At 54.0% G+C, this 15,964-nt stretch carries 13 protein-coding genes; 10 read left to right on the plus strand and 3 right to left on the minus strand.

Annotated elements, in window-relative coordinates:
• Positions 1 to 690: 690 nt before the first annotated feature.
• Both TMES_RS14425 and TMES_RS14430 read left to right on the plus strand, forming a co-directional pair.
• Positions 691 to 1,764 (plus strand): NAD/NADP octopine/nopaline dehydrogenase family protein, encoded by a 1,074-nt coding sequence (locus tag TMES_RS14425; RefSeq protein WP_085583756.1) that lies wholly within the window; start codon positions 691 to 693, stop codon positions 1,762 to 1,764.
• 523 nt (positions 1,765 to 2,287) lie between these two features.
• On the plus strand, positions 2,288 to 3,847 hold the full coding sequence (locus TMES_RS14430) for an ABC transporter substrate-binding protein (RefSeq protein WP_085583758.1): 1,560 nt from the start codon (positions 2,288 to 2,290) through the stop codon (positions 3,845 to 3,847).
• 89 nt (positions 3,848 to 3,936) lie between these two features.
• Here the strand turns inward: TMES_RS14430 and TMES_RS14435 are convergent, their stop codons facing one another.
• On the minus strand, positions 3,937 to 4,839 hold the full coding sequence (locus TMES_RS14435; RefSeq protein ID WP_085583760.1) for a LysR substrate-binding domain-containing protein: 903 nt from the start codon (positions 4,837 to 4,839) through the stop codon (positions 3,937 to 3,939).
• 94 nt (positions 4,840 to 4,933) lie between these two features.
• Between TMES_RS14435 and TMES_RS14440 the strand changes: the two genes are divergently transcribed.
• The 7 genes from TMES_RS14440 (at position 4,934) to TMES_RS14470 (ending at position 12,562) form a co-directional block, all read left to right on the plus strand.
• Positions 4,934 to 6,031 (plus strand): NAD(P)/FAD-dependent oxidoreductase, encoded by a 1,098-nt coding sequence (locus TMES_RS14440; protein WP_085583762.1) that lies wholly within the window; start codon positions 4,934 to 4,936, stop codon positions 6,029 to 6,031.
• Positions 6,024 to 6,323 (plus strand): (2Fe-2S)-binding protein, encoded by a 300-nt coding sequence (locus TMES_RS14445; protein ID WP_085583942.1) that lies wholly within the window; start codon positions 6,024 to 6,026, stop codon positions 6,321 to 6,323. The genes TMES_RS14440 and TMES_RS14445 overlap by 8 nt, the downstream gene beginning before the upstream one ends.
• The gene (locus TMES_RS14450; RefSeq protein WP_085583764.1) at positions 6,320 to 7,693 is read left to right on the plus strand and encodes an FAD/NAD(P)-dependent oxidoreductase; all 1,374 of its coding nucleotides are present in this window, start codon (positions 6,320 to 6,322) and stop codon (positions 7,691 to 7,693) included. Before TMES_RS14445 ends, TMES_RS14450 begins: the two co-directional genes overlap by 4 nt.
• 2 nt (positions 7,694 to 7,695) lie before the next feature.
• The gene (locus tag TMES_RS14455) at positions 7,696 to 8,820 is read left to right on the plus strand and encodes an NAD(P)/FAD-dependent oxidoreductase (protein WP_085583766.1); all 1,125 of its coding nucleotides are present in this window, start codon (positions 7,696 to 7,698) and stop codon (positions 8,818 to 8,820) included.
• On the plus strand, positions 8,814 to 9,755 hold the full coding sequence (locus tag TMES_RS14460) for an ABC transporter permease (RefSeq protein WP_085583768.1): 942 nt from the start codon (positions 8,814 to 8,816) through the stop codon (positions 9,753 to 9,755). The genes TMES_RS14455 and TMES_RS14460 overlap by 7 nt, the downstream gene beginning before the upstream one ends.
• Positions 9,752 to 10,630, plus strand: coding sequence for an ABC transporter permease (locus TMES_RS14465; protein ID WP_085583770.1), 879 nt, complete (start codon positions 9,752 to 9,754; stop codon positions 10,628 to 10,630). The genes TMES_RS14460 and TMES_RS14465 overlap by 4 nt, the downstream gene beginning before the upstream one ends.
• A gap of 84 nt (positions 10,631 to 10,714) precedes the next feature.
• Positions 10,715 to 12,562, plus strand: a complete 1,848-nt coding sequence (locus TMES_RS14470; RefSeq protein WP_085583944.1) for an ABC transporter ATP-binding protein — start codon at positions 10,715 to 10,717, stop codon at positions 12,560 to 12,562.
• A 140-nt stretch (positions 12,563 to 12,702) separates the two neighbouring features.
• Here TMES_RS14470 and TMES_RS14475 read toward each other — a convergent pair whose 3' ends face one another.
• Positions 12,703 to 14,025 (minus strand): aspartate aminotransferase family protein, encoded by a 1,323-nt coding sequence (locus tag TMES_RS14475; RefSeq protein ID WP_085583771.1) that lies wholly within the window; start codon positions 14,023 to 14,025, stop codon positions 12,703 to 12,705.
• A 105-nt stretch (positions 14,026 to 14,130) separates the two neighbouring features.
• On the opposite strand from TMES_RS14475, the gene TMES_RS14480 reads away from it, so the two are divergent.
• Positions 14,131 to 14,982: a LysR family transcriptional regulator gene (locus tag TMES_RS14480; RefSeq protein ID WP_085583773.1), complete on the plus strand. Its 852-nt coding sequence runs from the start codon at positions 14,131 to 14,133 to the stop codon at positions 14,980 to 14,982.
• Between the two features lie 222 nt (positions 14,983 to 15,204).
• Here the strand turns inward: TMES_RS14480 and TMES_RS14485 are convergent, their stop codons facing one another.
• Positions 15,205 to 15,951 (minus strand): aspartate/glutamate racemase family protein, encoded by a 747-nt coding sequence (locus TMES_RS14485; protein ID WP_085583775.1) that lies wholly within the window; start codon positions 15,949 to 15,951, stop codon positions 15,205 to 15,207.
• Positions 15,952 to 15,964: the final 13 nt, after the last annotated feature.

The raw sequence follows: 15,964 nt of genomic DNA on the forward strand, positions 1-15,964 counted from the left end.
TCCCCCCTTAAATGACCTGTTTTATACCCGTATAATGGTGCCGGATGTTTCCGGGGCAGATGCGCATCTTGCAGTTCAAGCAACGCAATAACGTCGCGCACCGCAAATTGTTCCACCCCTCGACAACCGTATAATCGTTACACCACATTCGTAGAACGATTGTTAAGGTTGCACGACAACATCGTTCCTGACAACCCAAGGGGTGAGGGTTAATCCTGATATTTTACACAACATATTGATTTAAAATAATAATTGTTTTACGGGAATGCCGCGACATAGTGCCAAAAGATGCTTTGACATCAAATTAAATCGCGCTGGGCGGGAAAGAACTTTTGACCGAATCAAAATTCAGTGCCAAGCGGAACAGCTGTTTCAAGTCGCGTCGTGCGAGCGGTAACGAAATAATTGTTACAGAGGGTTGTGCGCGATGGCAGCAATTATCACCCGGTGACGGTTACTTTTTGCGGAACTTTTGCGCTGTTCGATAAAAATTGGAAACGCTGGTTTTCGATATTCATGATCACCCTCAATTTCGCAGTGTTGCCGGGCCGTAAAACAGCAAGGCGGGCTGCGTTGTTTTAAGCTCCTATAACTTTTCAGAATGCCTGGCGCAATTTATCGACTTTGACTTTATGGCGCGAACTTTCCCAGTTTATGGGTCTGTTTGTAATGATGTGAAAGTGGATAATCATGCATGTTGGTATTGTCGGGGCCGGGCTTGTTGCCAGAGGGTATTTTGCGTTTTTAACGCAACGGGGCATGACGCCGGAAATGTGGTCGCCATCGGGAAAAAGTGCGCAGCTTGTTCCTGCGGATGCCCCGTTGACGGTCAGCGGGGCAATTGAAGGCAGTTTTAATCTGGCATATTGCACCAGTGCAAACGAACTTGCGCAGAATGATATCATTATTCTCGCACTTCCGGCTAACGGGCACCGCATGGTTCTTGATGTGATAATTCCCTGTCTTGAAGCGCGTCATACGTTAATCATGAGCGGGCATCTGTCATTTGCGGCCCTTTATCTGTCTAAAAAGCTGGCCGAACGCGAGGTGCAAATCCCCATTGTTGTCTGGAGCACGACGGCCTTAACGGCAAAGTCGCCGCATGTGGCAACTGAACTTCGTATTGGTGCGTTACGAAGCAATGTTGATATGGCAGTGATACCGGCCGAGGGCGGGGAGCAGGCCAAAGACCTGTGTGTCGCGCTGTTTGGGGACCGGTTTACGTTACAGGATGATCTTTTGACAATTGCGCTAAGCAATTTGAACCCGCAAAGCCACCTTGCCATTGCATTGTGTAATCTTACCCGGATTGAAAAGGGCGAGCTTTGGCACCAGAACACCAACATGACGGACAAGGTTGGTAATTTCCTTGAGGCGCTTGATGGTGAAAGGTTGGCAATTGCCAAGGCCTTTGGCAAGCAGATGCGAAGCCAGCTTGAAAATTTCTGTCTTGCATCGGGCCTGAAGCCCAAAAGCACGTCTGATCTTTATCAAATGCAGGTCGCACGCGGGACTGACCCGATCGGACCAAAAGATATTACGACGCGATACGTGCTGGAGGATGTGCCGTTTGGTCTGGTGCCAACTCTTTATCTTGCACGTCTTGCCGGGGTGGATGCGCCGTTGCATCAGGCTGGTGCTGCCATCCTTGCGGCTTGTTACAAACGTGATTTCAAGCAGGACAATAACCTTTTGGATGTTCTTGCGATCAATGACATTGCCACACTGAAGCGCCTTGTGCGGGATGGCTTTAAACGCGATTAAGCCGTGGCCAGTCTTTGGCAGGTATAGTCGTCGTTTGGTTTTCGTGCCGTCCGGGGGCGGGCGGCACGACTTTTGGGTGCCGGTGGCGACAAGACGCGTCTTTGTTGGTTTGGTGCGCGCCAGGGTGCAGGTTATAGGGGTGTTGAGGGTGAAACATACACCGCATTTCTTCGTAAATATCGGTTTGCGTTATGAAAATACCCTGCTTGATGCCGGTTCTTGCTATATCGGCTTGGGCGGGGTTTTGCAGGTTTGGACGGCATCGGACACTATAAGCGCCCTCGGCAACCATTTTGATTGAACTGATTTGTTCTGAGCGAAAATATCGCGAATTTTGGGGTGACCTAAACTGGGACCAAGTGGATTGGCACGACGATTTTGAAGCTGGGTGATGCGAGGGTACAGGGCTGAACTCTCGCAATCGGCTATAACCTTTTGTGATACGATACCCAAAATATCGACTTTGACACTTATATGTGATGGCCTTTTAATCCGGGCTGTTAAAAAAAATCAGGAGGCAAATATGCGAAAAACATTAGGGGTCAAACTTATCGTCACGGCAGCGCTTTCACTGGCATCTGTCGGGGCCGTTTCACACGCGGCTATCGCCGAAACATTGCGGGTTGGTCTTGCCGCCGCAGACTATTCCACCCTGGATCCAGACCGTGCGACCGCAACACAGGATGTGGCGCTGGTATCGTGGATGTTTAACGGGCTGGTGCGTTTTGCACCGGGAAGTGCTGACCCGGCACGGATCGAACCAGACCTTGCAACAAGCTGGGAAACGTCAAAAGACGGGCTGGTCTGGACGTTTCATTTGAAAGAAAATGTTAAATTCCACAAGGGATATGGCACCCTGAGTGCCGATGACGTGGTCTTTTCCTTTAACCGGGCCAAAAACCCGGAAACATCATCCTATGCCAGCGATTACGCCGCGTTTGAGAACATCGAGGCACTGGATCCGCAAACTGTTCGCATCACCTTGCGCGAACCGGTACCGGGCTTTTTGGGGCTGGTGGCAAATTATCATGGCGGCAACATCATCAGCAAAAAGGCTGCGCAAGAACTGGGGGCTGATTTTCAGCGTAATCCTGTCGGCACGGGACCGTTCAAGTTTGATGAGGCCCTTACCCAGCAATCGGTCAGCCTAACGGCCTTTGCCGATTATTTTCGCGGGGCGCCGTTAATTGATGGTATCCGCGCGGATTTTATACCGTCGGATTCCAGCCGCGAACTTGCCTTTCGCTCTGGCGAACTGGACCTGATTTATGGTCAGCGTGAACGTCACTGGGTGGACCAGGCCATGTTCTGGGACAATACCAACGTTGATATCTTTGCCCCCGGCGAGTTCCGCACCTTGTTTATCAACCGGGCGCATGCGCCGCTGGATAATATCAAGGTGCGTCAGGCGATCGCCGATGCCATTGACGTTGACCAGATTGTACAATTTGTAGGTTCCGGTATTGCGCGCAAGGGCTGTTCGGTGGTGCCGGTTGGCTATTTGGGCGAAGATTGCAGCTGGGCCTATAGCTATAACCCCGACAAAGCAAAAGCACTTCTGGCTGAAGCCGGATTTGAAAATGGTTTGAACCTGACAGCGGTGGTGTCTTCAAATTCGGCGCAAAAGCCGATTATGGAAGTTATTCAGGCGCAATTGGCAAAGGTTGGCATCAATCTGCAAATGAATGTTGTCGATCACCCCACCTATCATCAACAGATCCGCAAAGATTTAAGCGATCTGGTGTTTTACGGGGCGGCGCGCTATCCGGTCGCCGATAGCTATCTTAGCCAGTTTTATCATTCTGATGCCGCGATTGGCAAACCAACCGCCGTTACCAACTTTGGCCATTGTGACGCAGGTGATGCCGACATTACTGCCGCCAAAAAAGCTGCAACCGACGATGAACGTTTAAAATACTGGTCGGCGGCACAAAAGAAAATCTCGGAACAGGTTTGTTCGGTTCCGCTATTTAGTCTGATGCAGGTATGGGCGCGCAATACCGCCCTTGATTACGGTGTTGAATTAAAAGGGTCGCTTAACCTTGCACCGCCGATAACAGAGCTGACAACTTTAAGCCGGTAACAGGTTTTCTGCCATTACCGTGTTGGCAGTTGCCCCGACCACCGATTGTTCTGCAAGGCAGGTCTATCGTGGTCGGGGCAATTTTTTGTTCAAACAATCAGTTGTACCTTCAGGGACGCGGCGTGGACCTCTTCGACAAAGGCAGACACAAGGCTGCTGTTGCGCGCACGGACTGGCCGGATGATGTGGTAATCGTAAATCTGTGTTGGCCGGAATGGCCGGGCTGTTACCCGGTTTGCTGCAAATTCAAGCGATAACGGGTCGGCAATGGTCAGGCCCAGCCCTGCTGCGACCAGTTCCCCCACATTATGAATGGTGGTTGATTCAATAACCACCTTGGGCTGAAGGTTGTAGCGCCGAAAAGCCGCATCAACCAGATTACGGGTGCGGCTGGATTCCCCCAGCGCAATAAAGGGTTCATCCTTAAGGTCTTCGGGGGTGATTTCCGATTTATCCGATAACCGATGGCCATGTGGCATAATCACAACCATAGGCGGGGCCTGCAGGTGCTCAACCGTCACAGATGGATGTTCGTGACTGTTCACCACCAGTGCCAGGTCCAGCCTGCGCAACAGCACGGCTTCGCTTAGAAATTGTGAGCTGCGGGTTTCGACAGAAATGAAAACATCGGGATAGCGCGCCAGAAACCCCGATAATACGCGGCTTAAAAACATTCCCGAAAGGGCCGGCATCGCCCCGATAACCAGATGCCCGCGTTCCTCGCGGCGAATGGCCTCTACCGCGCGGGTAAGCTGGTGAACGCCGCCAAATATGCGTTGGACCTCTTCATAAAGGCGCATCCCCCGTCCGGTTGGCACCAGGCGCCCGCTTTCGCGTTCAAAAAGTTCCAGCCCGGTATCGGCTTCGAGGTCGCGGATCAGCTTGCTGGCGGCAGGTTGCGATATCCGCATGATCTCGGCAGCACGGCTGACGGTTCCGCCCTCGATCACGGCCATTAATGCTTCAAGTTGCCTCAGGCTGGGTGCGCGCATGGGTATAACCTTTTTGAATATATCCCCGAACAAAACGACTTTGACTTTCTACCCTGCCTATTTAGTTTGAAGCAAGAAAAAGAACGAGGAAAACATGGACGCTGACATCATCGTTATCGGCGCAGGCGTTGTGGGGGCTGCCTTGGCCTTCGGCCTTGCCCGGGATGGTTACAAGGTCAAAGTGCTTGACGGAAAAAACAGGGATCTTCGCGCAGCCCGTGCCAATTTCGGGTTGGTCTGGGTACAGGGAAAAGGTGCGGACGCACCGGCCTATCGCCGACTGACACATCAAAGTGCCGAGCTTTGGCCGCGCTTTTGCGATGAACTTGCCAACACCGCACAGGTACAGGTTGATTACGCAAACCCCGGCGGGTTTCATTATTGCCTGGGCGATGCCGAATTTGAAAATCGTGCGGCTTTGGCCGAACGTATTAACAGCACTGCCAAAACCCCTGAAATTGACATGCTTAGCCGGCAGGATCTGGAAAAAATGGTGCCTGCGGCATCTTTTGGGCCAGAAGTCACTGGTGCCAGCTATTGCCGTCTGGACGGTCATGTCAATCCGCTTCAATTACTTGATGCTTTGCATAAGGGCATTGCGGCGCAGGGTGGGTCTGTATTGTTTCGGCATCCGGTATCGGATGTGAAACCGCTTGCAACCGGGTTTGCCGTTAATGGCCCCGCCGGGACGCTGACCGCCCGATATGTCATTATCGCTGCCGGGCTAGGGACACCGGATCTGGCCAATTCCCATGACATGGATGTTCAAATCAGCACCACACGCGGGCAAATTCTGGTAACCGAACGTCTGGACCCGTTTTTGCCGTTTCCGGCCAGCGGTTTGCGCCAAACGGCCGAAGGCACGGTCATGATCGGGGCGACACAGGAACATACATCTGACCGCGGTGTTAGCGTTGGCTCGGCCACGACGCTCGCCCGGCGGGCCACCCGGATCATTCCGGCACTGGCATCGGTTCGGCTGGTGCGGCAATGGAGCGGGTTTCGAATTTTGCCGCCTGATGGCTCGCCAATTTATGCGCAATCAAAATCCGCTCCCGGCCTGTTTGCCGCTGTTTGCCATTCCGGGGTGACACTGGCTGCGGCCCATGCCGCGATTGTTGGCCCAGCCATGATCAATGGACGGCTGGATAGCGAATTGTCCGATTTTTCTGATGGAAGATTTCATGTTTAGAAGTGTGATGGCAGGCTTGAAAGAACAAGCAGATATGACTGTTTATGTTAATGGCGTTGAAACGCCAGCCTGGGACGGCGAAACCGTCGCCAGCATTCTTTTGCGGGTGCCCAATGTTGGGCGCCAGACACCGGTAAGCGGCGAAACGCGCCTGCCTTATTGCCAGATGGGTGTGTGTTTTGAATGTTTGGCCGTTGTTGATGGTGTGCCATCGGTGCAGGGCTGCCTGATGCCGCTGAAAGATGGAATGCGAATTGAGCGCCAGCGTGGCCGCCGGGAGGTTGGGCAATGAGTTATGATGTTGTGGTAATTGGCGCAGGCCCGGCGGGTATGGCCGCGGCGGTGCAGTTGGCGAAACTTGGCATATCTGTTTGTGTTGTCGATGAACAGCCTGCACCGGGCGGTCAGATATGGCGCGGTGTTGAACGCAATGCCACCAGCCCGGTTTTTAAGGCCCTTGGCGAGGATTACCAGAAAGGTTCATCGGCAACAGCGGCCTTTCATGCTGCTGGTATCGATTATCAGCCCGCCGCCCAGGTTTGGCAAATTGAAGACGGCTGGAAAGTTTTTTTGACAGCCGAAGGCAAAAGCCGTTGCATCACCGCAAAGGCAATATTGCTGGCAAACGGGGCACAGGAACGCCCGGTTCCCTTTGCGGGCTGGACATTGCCCGGTGTGATGACCGTTGGTGCCGCCCAGATTTTGCTGAAATCCGGGGGAATGTTGCCTGAAGGGGATGTCTGGATTGCGGGGGCCGGGCCGTTGCCATTGCTTTATGCCACCCAGTTGCTGGAGCTTGGCGGTAAGGTTGCCGGTTATATCGACACATCGCAAAAACCGTCCCTGAAAGCGCTTTCACATTTACCCGCCGCATGGCGCGATTTCCCCGGATTGATGAAAGGCTTGCGCTGGATCTGGAAATTACGGCGCAGCGGCAAACTGGTCCGCAATACTCGTAATTTGCGTGCCACGGGTGACGGCCAACTACGCCAGATCGAATGGGAAAGTAACGGCAAAACCCGTAAACGCGATGTTGGTGTGTTGCTGGTTCATGAAGGGGTTGTGCCGCGTATTCATGAAACCATGGCGCTGGGATGTGATCATGACTGGAATGACCAGCAAAAATACTTTGCGCCGCGTGTTGACCAATGGGGCGAAACCAGCCGCAAAGGTATTTTTGTTGCCGGGGATGCCGGTGGCATTGGGGGCTGGAAGGTGGCAACTGTTTCGGGTGAAATTGCAGGCCTTGGGATTGCCCGGTTTTTAAATATCGGCATTGATGCCGAAAAGCTGCGCCGTGAAGCCGCCCTTGACGACGGGCGCAAACGGGCAATGGCGTTACGTCCGCTGCTGGATGCACTTTATACACCGCCGCAAACACCGATTGCCGATGATGTTGTTGTTTGCCGTTGTGAAGAAGTAACCGCCGGGCGCATTCGCGAAGCTGCCCGTGCTTCGGCCCCCGATGTCGGGGCTGTTAAAGCAGCAACCCGGTGCGGCATGGGGCCATGCCAGGGGCGACAATGCGGCTATTCGGTTCAGGCGCTAGTGGCGGAGGTGAACAATTTACCAGTGGGTGATGTGCGCTTCTTTAATATTCGCCCGCCGCTAAAGCCTGTAACGCTGGGTGAAATTGCCACGTTGCAGGATGTGGAAGCGTGAATATGAACCCGGATATATTGGTAATTGGTGGCGGTTTGCATGGTCTTTCGTGCGCCTTGCAGGCCGCCCGGCGCGGGGCGTCGGTTCTGGTGGTGGAACGTCATTTTTTGGGGCGGCATGCCTCGGGCTCGACGGCGGCAGGTGTGCGCACCCTTGGCCGGGACCCGGCTGAATTGCCGTTAAGCCTCGAAGCGGCTGAAACCTGGCACAAAATGGCCGATCTGGTGGGCGATGATTGCGGGTTTAAGGCCTGCGGACAACTGCAGGTAGCCGAGGATGACGCGGCCATGGCATCGATTGCGGCCCGTATTGCTCGCCTTGAAAAACAGGGCATGCACCACGAAAAGCTGATCGGGGCGGATGAATTACGTGAACTTGTGCCGACGATATCACCACATTGCGTGGGGGCGGCATGGGTTTCGGGGGACGGGTCGGCGGACCCGCACCGCGCCATTTGTGCCTTTCGCGATGCGGCAAAGCGTGCGGGCGTAAACATCATCGAACAATGCCAGGTCATCAGCCTCGGGCGCAATGGGCAAAGCTGGCAGATCCACACCACCAAAGGTGATTTTAGCGCGGCCGTCGTGATTAATGCGGCAGGGGCCTGGGCCGACAAGATTGCCGAAATGGCGGGTGAACCCGTGCGCCAGGCCATTCGCACATCGATGATGGTGGTGACAGAAAGAGCAGGGGACGTTGTGCGCCCGGTGATAAGTTCGTTTGGGCGCAAACTGTCGTTTAAACAGACAGCCGAAGGAACATTGCTGATTGGCGGTGGCGCACAGGGCCGCCTTGCCGCTGACAAGCAGTCGGCCAGTGTCGATGTGCAGGCATTATCGGTTGCCGTGCAGGCCGCAGTGCGGTTGTTTCCCTCAATGGTGGGGACGCGCATGGTGCGGGCATGGGCCGGAATGGAAGCCATGACAGAAGATCATTTGCCCGTCATTGGCTTTTCAGATCAGGCCGAGGGGCTTATTCATGCATTCGGTTTTTCCGGGCATGGGTTTCAGCTTGTCCCGTCTGTGGGGCGGGTGGTTGCCGATCTGGCAATAGAGGGAAAATCCAATCAACAACTGGACGCATTTAACGTCAATCGCGTCTCAGAAAAAGGGGTGGCCTCATGTTAGGCTATATTTTTCGCAGGATTTTGTTAGCCATTCCAACATTGTTGGTCATGCTGACGGTGGTTTTTATTCTGGTTCGTCTGGTGCCGGGCGATCCTGCTGTTGCGATGCTGGGTGATCGCGCCAGCGAGGCAACACTGCAAGCGTTGCGCGAACAGCTGGGCCTGAACCAGCCCATTGCGGTGCAGTATTTCGAATTTCTAGGCAATATGATCACCGGTGATTTCGGCAAATCAATGGTGACGGGCCGCACGGTTTTGTCCGAAGTTGGCGCTGTTTTGCCCTATACGCTGGAACTGACCTTTTCGGCCATGGTGTTAGGAACGCTGTTTGGGTTGCCGCTTGGTGTTATTGCGGCGGTTCGGCGCAATAAATGGCCCGATTATGCAAGCCGCATCGTGTCGTTGATCGGTTTGTCCTTTCCGGGGTTTGTGTCGGCGATTTTGTTGTTGCTGTGTTTTGCTGTCTGGCAGCACTGGCTGCCGGTTATGAGCCGTGCATCCTCCGACCCGGTAACGCATATTCGCAACCTGATTTTGCCCGCCCTTAATCTGGGTCTGATCATGATGGCCTATATCGCCCGCGTAACGCGTTCATCAATGCTTGATGTGCTGGGCGAGGATTACATCCGCACCGCGCAGGCCAAGGGGGTGAAGGCACGAACCCTGGTGATGCGTCATGCGCTGGGCAATGCCCTGATCCCGATTGTTACGGTGGTGGGGCTTTATTTTGGCACCCTGATTGGCAATTCCGTTTTGGCCGAAATCGTTTTTACCCGGCCCGGTCTGGGGAAGCTGATACTGGGGGCCTTGCAATCGCGTGATTACACCATGTTGCAGGGGCTGATGGTTGTTTTTGCGATTTTCGTCATTCTTGTAAATACCGCGACCGACGTCATTTATGGCCTGGTCGACCCGCGAGTGAGTTATAAAAAATGACCAGCGCAGCAATTTCCAATTCATCCGAAACTGTCAAATCCAGCCCGGTTTTAACTGCGTTGCGCCGTAATCGCATGGCGTGGCTTGGCGGTGGAACGCTTTTCATTATTGTGCTGGTCGCCATTTTCGCGCCTCTGATCGCCCCGCACGACCCGCTAGAGCAAAATATTCTCGCGCGTCTTAGCCCGCCATCGGCTGATTTCTGGCTGGGAACAGACAGTTATGGTCGTGATGTTCTCTCGCGTCTTCTTTATGGTGCGCGGATATCTCTTTCCATCGGTTTTTTGTCGGTTTTAACCGCTATGGTTGTTGGCTCATCGTTGGGGATGCTGGCGGGCTATATCGGCGGCGTGTTTGAACAGATTGTGATGGGCCTTGTTGATGTGTTGCTGTCATTTCCGACCCTGCTTTTGGGGCTGATGATTGCGGCCATGCTGGGATCAAGTTTTGAAAACCTGATCATTGCCATTGCCATCACCGAAATAGCGCCGTTTGCCCGTGTCGCCCGCGCCCCGACCATTGCGGTGAAACGGCGCGACTTTGTCGATGCCGGACGGTCGCTTGGTTTGTCGCCGTTGCGCATTCTGGGCGTTCATATATTGCCCAATATTCTTTCAGATGTGGTTGTTGTGGGCTCGCTCTGGATGGCGTCTGCCATCCGGACCGAGGCGTCACTGGCCTTTATCGGCTTGGGGGTGCAGCCGCCAACGGCAACATGGGGTGGTATGATCCGCGAGGGGTTCGATAATATTCTAACCGCCTGGTGGCTGGTTGTTTTTCCGTCAGTCGCAATTTTGATAACGGTACTGGCGCTTAATATTCTTGGCGATGCCTTGCGTGATGCCATTGATCCCAAAACCAGGAGCGGACAATGAATTTAGCATTTCCTCTTTGCGATGTCGTTTTTGATAAAGCCCGGCATTTCTCCGGTTTTGATTTGGAAGGAAAAGGGAAAAGCCATGCATCTCGCCAGTCTTAATTCAGTGCAGGCATCCGCCAGCGAAGCACCGGTTCTTTCTGTGCGAAACCTGACGACATCGTTTCGGGTTTACGACGAATGGAACCCGGTTATTCGCGATATCAGCTTTGATGTTCACCCGCGCGAAACCGTTGCCATTGTCGGGGAATCAGGTTCGGGGAAAAGTGTTACGTCGCTGTCTATTATGCGTCTTTTGCAAGCGGAAAGCAGCCGCGTTGAAGGCAAGGTTCTGCTTGAAGGTCGCGATCTTCTTGCCCTGAGCGAAGCTGAAATGCGCAAGGTTCGCGGCAAAGATGTGTCGATGATTTTCCAGGAACCGATGACATCGCTAAACCCGATTTTCCCGATTGGTGAGCAGATTGCCGAAGCGCTGATGGTTCACCAGAAAATATCGAAAGCTGATGCCCGGGCCGAGGTCTTGCGGTTACTTGAAAAAGTGCGCATTCCGAACGCCAACAGACGGTTTAAGGAATATCCACACCAGTTTTCCGGCGGGATGCGCCAGCGTGTGATGATTGCAATGGCGCTGGCATCGCGTCCTAAACTATTGATTGCCGATGAGCCGACAACCGCCCTTGATGTAACCATTCAAAGCCAGATACTGGACCTGATTAAACAGTTGCAGGAAGAGGAAGGAATGTCCGTTTTGTTCATTACCCACGATATGGGGGTGGTGGCCGAAGTGGCAGATCGTACCATTGTGATGTATCGCGGGGACACGGTGGAAACAGGGGCAACTGCCGATATTTTTGTGCGCGGAGAACACCCTTATACCCGTGCCTTGTTATCGGCCGTTCCGCAATTGGGGGCAATCAGTAGCAAGGGGCTGCCGCTGCGTTTTCCGATTGTAGATGTAAACACGGGCGAAAGCCCGCCTGTGCAGGAAACGAGTAATACTGTTTCGACGGAAAAACAGCCGCTCCTGGAAGTTAAAAATCTAACCACCCGGTTTCCGATACAAAGCGGGTGGTTTGGCGGATCGGTCGGGGCTGTTCATGCTGTCGAGGATATTTCCTTTAGCATCCGCAAGGGTGAAACGCTGTCATTAGTGGGTGAATCGGGTTGTGGCAAATCGACAACCGGGCGTTCCATCTTGCGCCTGACGATCCCGCAAAAGGGTCAGATTCTGCTAAACGGGCAGGATATTTTGAAACTTGGCGCATCCGAACTTCGCCAGATGCGACGTTCCATCCAGATGATTTTTCAAGACCCATATGCGTCGTTAAATCCGCGTATCAGTATTGGTGCGGCCCTGATCGAACCTTTTCGGCAACATGGCCTTGGCACGCGTGCAGATGCACGGGACAAGGCCGTATCCCTTTTGGAAAAAGTTGGGCTGAATGCCGACATGATGCAGCGTTACCCGCATGAATTTTCGGGCGGGCAACGCCAGCGCATCGCAATTGCGCGTGCCTTGATGCTTGACCCCAAAATTATTGTCGCCGATGAAGCTGTTTCGGCCCTTGATGTTTCGGTTAAGGCGCAAGTGTGCAATCTGTTGCTGGATTTGCAGGAAAGTTTTGATCTTTCGTTTCTGTTCATATCCCACGATATGGCGGTGGTGGAACGGGTCAGTCATCGGGTTGCGGTGATGTATCTGGGGGAAATTGTTGAAATTGGCCCGCGGGCGGCGGTTTTTGAAAACCCCCAGCATTCCTATACGAAAAAATTGCTGTCCGCTGTGCCTGTGCCAGATCCGTCACGCCGGACTCTGCGAAATGAAATTTCGGTGGAAGAACTTAGAAGTCCTATTCGCCCAGCGGGGTATGAAGCGCCTGTGCGTGAATATCGCGAAGTTACAACCGATCATTTCGTTCAGGTGAGTTAGGGCAAAGAACAAATTGATACATGACCGGTTTTGGGAGCCGGACCGTGTTAATGTTTGAGAATGAAATTCGGCATCCCGGTCGAGAGCGGCAATTGCTTCTTTTTGCCGGGATGCCGAACACGATGTATCGCGAATGAAAACTAGCGTTGGGCGGCCTGAATGGCCTCGGCCATGATGTCAAGGCCACGGTCAAGTTCATCGTCTGAAATTGTCAATGGTGGCGCGATGCGAAAGACAGCGCCCATTGCCGGAACCTTGACGATATTCATGCTCAGGCCACGGGCAAGGGCTTCTTCGCCAATGCGATCGCCCATTGCAAGGTCGGGCGTGCGGCTTTGGCGGTCGGTAACTATTTCCAGTCCCAGTAAAAGCCCACGGCCCCGAACATCACCGATGCAGTCAAAACGCTGCTGTAATGCTTCCAGTCCGGTGCGCAGATGTTGCCCGGCTGTGTTGGCGCGTGCGATCAGGTTTTCGCGCGCGATGACATCCATGACCGTGATGCCAATGGCAGCGGGCAGGGGGTCTGAAACATGGGTGGTCAGGAAAATAAAGCCGCGATCATGGGCCTTTTGCTCGATTTCGGTGCTGGTTAGAACCGCTGAAAGCGGCAACCCAGCGCCCAGCGTTTTGGAAAGGGTGAGAATATCGGGCGTGACGCCATCGCGTTCAAAGGCGAACATATGCCCGGTGCGGCCCATGCCGGTTTGGGCCTCGTCGAGGATCAGCAACATGCCGCGTTCTTCGCATTTTTTCTTCAGCGCGGCCAAATAACCCAACGGCAAATCGATAATCCCGCCTGACGACAGGATGGGTTCGGCAATAAACGCGGCCAGATTGCCGGTTGACTGGCTGTCGATCAGGTTAAAGGCATCATCAAGTTCGGTTCGCCAGTCCAGCGTGCCATCGGCATGGGTGAAACGGGGTCGATAGGCATGGGGGGCGGGAATGGCAAAAGAGCCCACCGAAACCGGGCCATATCCCTTGCGCGCCGCACTATAGGTTGCGGCGGCTGCAGCACCTGTCATGCCATGCCAGCTTTTGGAAAAAGCGACAATTTCGTGCTTGCCGGTAACAATTTTGGCAAGGCGAATGGCGGCTTCGTTTGACTCGCCCCCGGTCGACAGCAGCAAAACCTTTTCCAGCCCCGGCGTGATGGAACCCAAACGTCGCGAAAGCTCGATTACCGGGCGCGACAGCATGCCGCTGAAAAGGTGGTCCAGCTGGCTGATATTATCCTGAACGGTTTTAACGATTGCCGGGTGGGAATGGCCCAGAACGGCACTCATTTGTCCGGAGGTGAAATCCAGTATCGGATCATTTGCCAGATCATAAACATAGCTGCCTGACGCACGGCTGATGATGCGTTTTTCAAATTGCGGGCCATAGCGCATGACATGGTTTGAAACGGCCGACCACAAGGCAGGATCAAGATTTGTGTTGTCGGGTTTGCTGTTGCTCATCAAAACGGCTTTCGGTTGGTTGGCGGGTGAAAGTATTTTGCCTTGCCAAACTCGTCCAGCCAAATTCATAATATAGAAATACGATATCAATAAAATTGATGGAACATGCCGGATCTTGAAATATTTCTGCTGCGCAGTTTTGTGGCGGTGTCGCGTGCGGGCTCGGTTAGTGAGGCTGCCCGGAAAATCGGGCGAACGCAATCGGCTGTCAGTATGCAGATGCAGCGCCTTGAAGACGCCGTTGGTCAGCCGATTTTACGCAGAACCGGGGTCGGGGTAGAATTAACGGCGGCGGGCATTCGCATGCTTTCCTACGCCGAACGCATCCTGGGCGCGCATGACGAGGCCGTCGCTGCCATATCGGGCACGGCCCTTCATGGTGCGATCAGTATCGGGTGCCCGGAAGATTATATGACGGCCTTTTTTCCCGGTTTGCTGCGCGGTTTTGCCGCCCTTCATGGTGGCATTGAAATTGAGGTTGTCTGTGCGGGCACGGTGGAATTACGGCAGCTTTTGCAACGACGGCAAATCGATCTTGCAGTGCTGTCTGTGCCAGAAGATGCCGACCGGGCCCAGATCATGCGCCCGGAATCTTTTGTCTGGGTGGGGAATGGCCCCGATCCGGCAATTCTGGCGCGTGAAGTGTTACCATTGGCCCTCTCGGCACCCGGAACGCTGGATCATGAAGCAGCAATTGGGGCAATGGACCGGGTTGGGCGCGCCTATCGCATTGCATTTGCCAGCAACAGTCTTGCCGGGCTTTTGGCCGTTACCCGATCTGGCGAGGCGATAAGTGTGGTAACGCGTGCTGCTGTCCCGCCAGATCTGTCTATTTTGCAAAACGGCCTTCCGGCCTTGCCCGATATTGGCATTACCCTTGCTTATGCGGCCCTTAAGCCGCCCCCGATTGTCAAAACATTTGGCGAGTTTATCAAGTCCTATATGGCCGAGATCTAGCGGGCTTCTTTTGGCAAGTTTACGCCGCTATCTGTTTGACCGGAGGATGCCGCCAAATTCGGCGGTCGTTTGATGATAACGACAAGCCTGCCGTCACGGATGTGATGTTGTCAGGCAGCATCGTTGCATGGTTATTTCCGGGTTCTAATTCGCACTATTCACAAGGATATTTTGGGGACGACTGCGCGCATCTGTTACAAAGTGCGCGCGGTGCCGATTTTGTTAGCGTGTGCCTGCTATGCGCTGGGCAAGGGCGGAAGACATGCCGACAGTTGGTTTGGCGACGGGGCGTCGAAAACTGCCCTCGATGGGGGGGCGCACGTTCAGCCGCACAAGTGTTTCGGCTTGCGCCATTGCGGCTTCTGCGCAATCGACAACGGGAACCGGTATTCGGCCTCGCACCTTTTGCGCCAGACCGGCCAGGGGGGCACCGGCAAGAACAATGACGTCAGCGTCATCTTCGTCAATCGCGGCCTGGGCCAGGGCGACAAGAAGGTCTTCTTTTTCTTCCTGCACATTACCAATGGACTGAAAACCCCCGGTCAGGGTACGGACACTGGCGCAACGGGCTTCAAGGCGATGCCATGCCACACATTCCAGATACCAGGGCCGCAGGGTTTCGGAAAAACTGACGATGGAAAAACGCCCGCCCAACATGCACGCGGTCAGCATGCCGGCTTCGGCCAGCCCAACAACTGGCACGTCAAAAAGCTCGCGCGCGGCCCCAAGTCCGGGGTCGCCAAATGCTGCGATGATCGCGGCGTCGATTTCATCGTGTTTTTCAGCGAGAATTTCCATCATGGCGGTGCCGCCGATCAGGGCTTCGCTGCGGGTTGAAATATAGGGAACACCGTAACGCGCTGTTTCACAAATCAGATTGGTGTCGCTGCTTTTGACACGCATTGCCGCATTGGAAAGCTTTTCCGTCACTTCGACCGAAGTGTTCGGGTTTATCAACAGTATATTCATGTCAAATCTTCTT

It is taken from the genome of Thalassospira mesophila, from assembly GCF_002115755.1.
In the GTDB taxonomy this organism is placed as follows: domain Bacteria; phylum Pseudomonadota; class Alphaproteobacteria; order Rhodospirillales; family Thalassospiraceae; genus Thalassospira; species Thalassospira mesophila.

Coding starts and splice junctions, on each gene's coding strand:
- TMES_RS14425 (WP_085583756.1), top strand. CDS start 691: ATGCATGTTGGTATTGTCGGGGCCGGGCTTGTTGCCAGAGGGTATTTT.
- TMES_RS14430 (WP_085583758.1), top strand. CDS start 2,288: ATGCGAAAAACATTAGGGGTCAAACTTATCGTCACGGCAGCGCTTTCA.
- TMES_RS14435 (WP_085583760.1), bottom strand. CDS start 4,839: ATGCGCGCACCCAGCCTGAGGCAACTTGAAGCATTAATGGCCGTGATC.
- TMES_RS14440 (WP_085583762.1), top strand. CDS start 4,934: ATGGACGCTGACATCATCGTTATCGGCGCAGGCGTTGTGGGGGCTGCC.
- TMES_RS14445 (WP_085583942.1), top strand. CDS start 6,024: ATGTTTAGAAGTGTGATGGCAGGCTTGAAAGAACAAGCAGATATGACT.
- TMES_RS14450 (WP_085583764.1), top strand. CDS start 6,320: ATGAGTTATGATGTTGTGGTAATTGGCGCAGGCCCGGCGGGTATGGCC.
- TMES_RS14455 (WP_085583766.1), top strand. CDS start 7,696: ATGAACCCGGATATATTGGTAATTGGTGGCGGTTTGCATGGTCTTTCG.
- TMES_RS14460 (WP_085583768.1), top strand. CDS start 8,814: ATGTTAGGCTATATTTTTCGCAGGATTTTGTTAGCCATTCCAACATTG.
- TMES_RS14465 (WP_085583770.1), top strand. CDS start 9,752: ATGACCAGCGCAGCAATTTCCAATTCATCCGAAACTGTCAAATCCAGC.
- TMES_RS14470 (WP_085583944.1), top strand. CDS start 10,715: ATGCATCTCGCCAGTCTTAATTCAGTGCAGGCATCCGCCAGCGAAGCA.
- TMES_RS14475 (WP_085583771.1), bottom strand. CDS start 14,025: ATGAGCAACAGCAAACCCGACAACACAAATCTTGATCCTGCCTTGTGG.
- TMES_RS14480 (WP_085583773.1), top strand. CDS start 14,131: ATGCCGGATCTTGAAATATTTCTGCTGCGCAGTTTTGTGGCGGTGTCG.
- TMES_RS14485 (WP_085583775.1), bottom strand. CDS start 15,951: ATGAATATACTGTTGATAAACCCGAACACTTCGGTCGAAGTGACGGAA.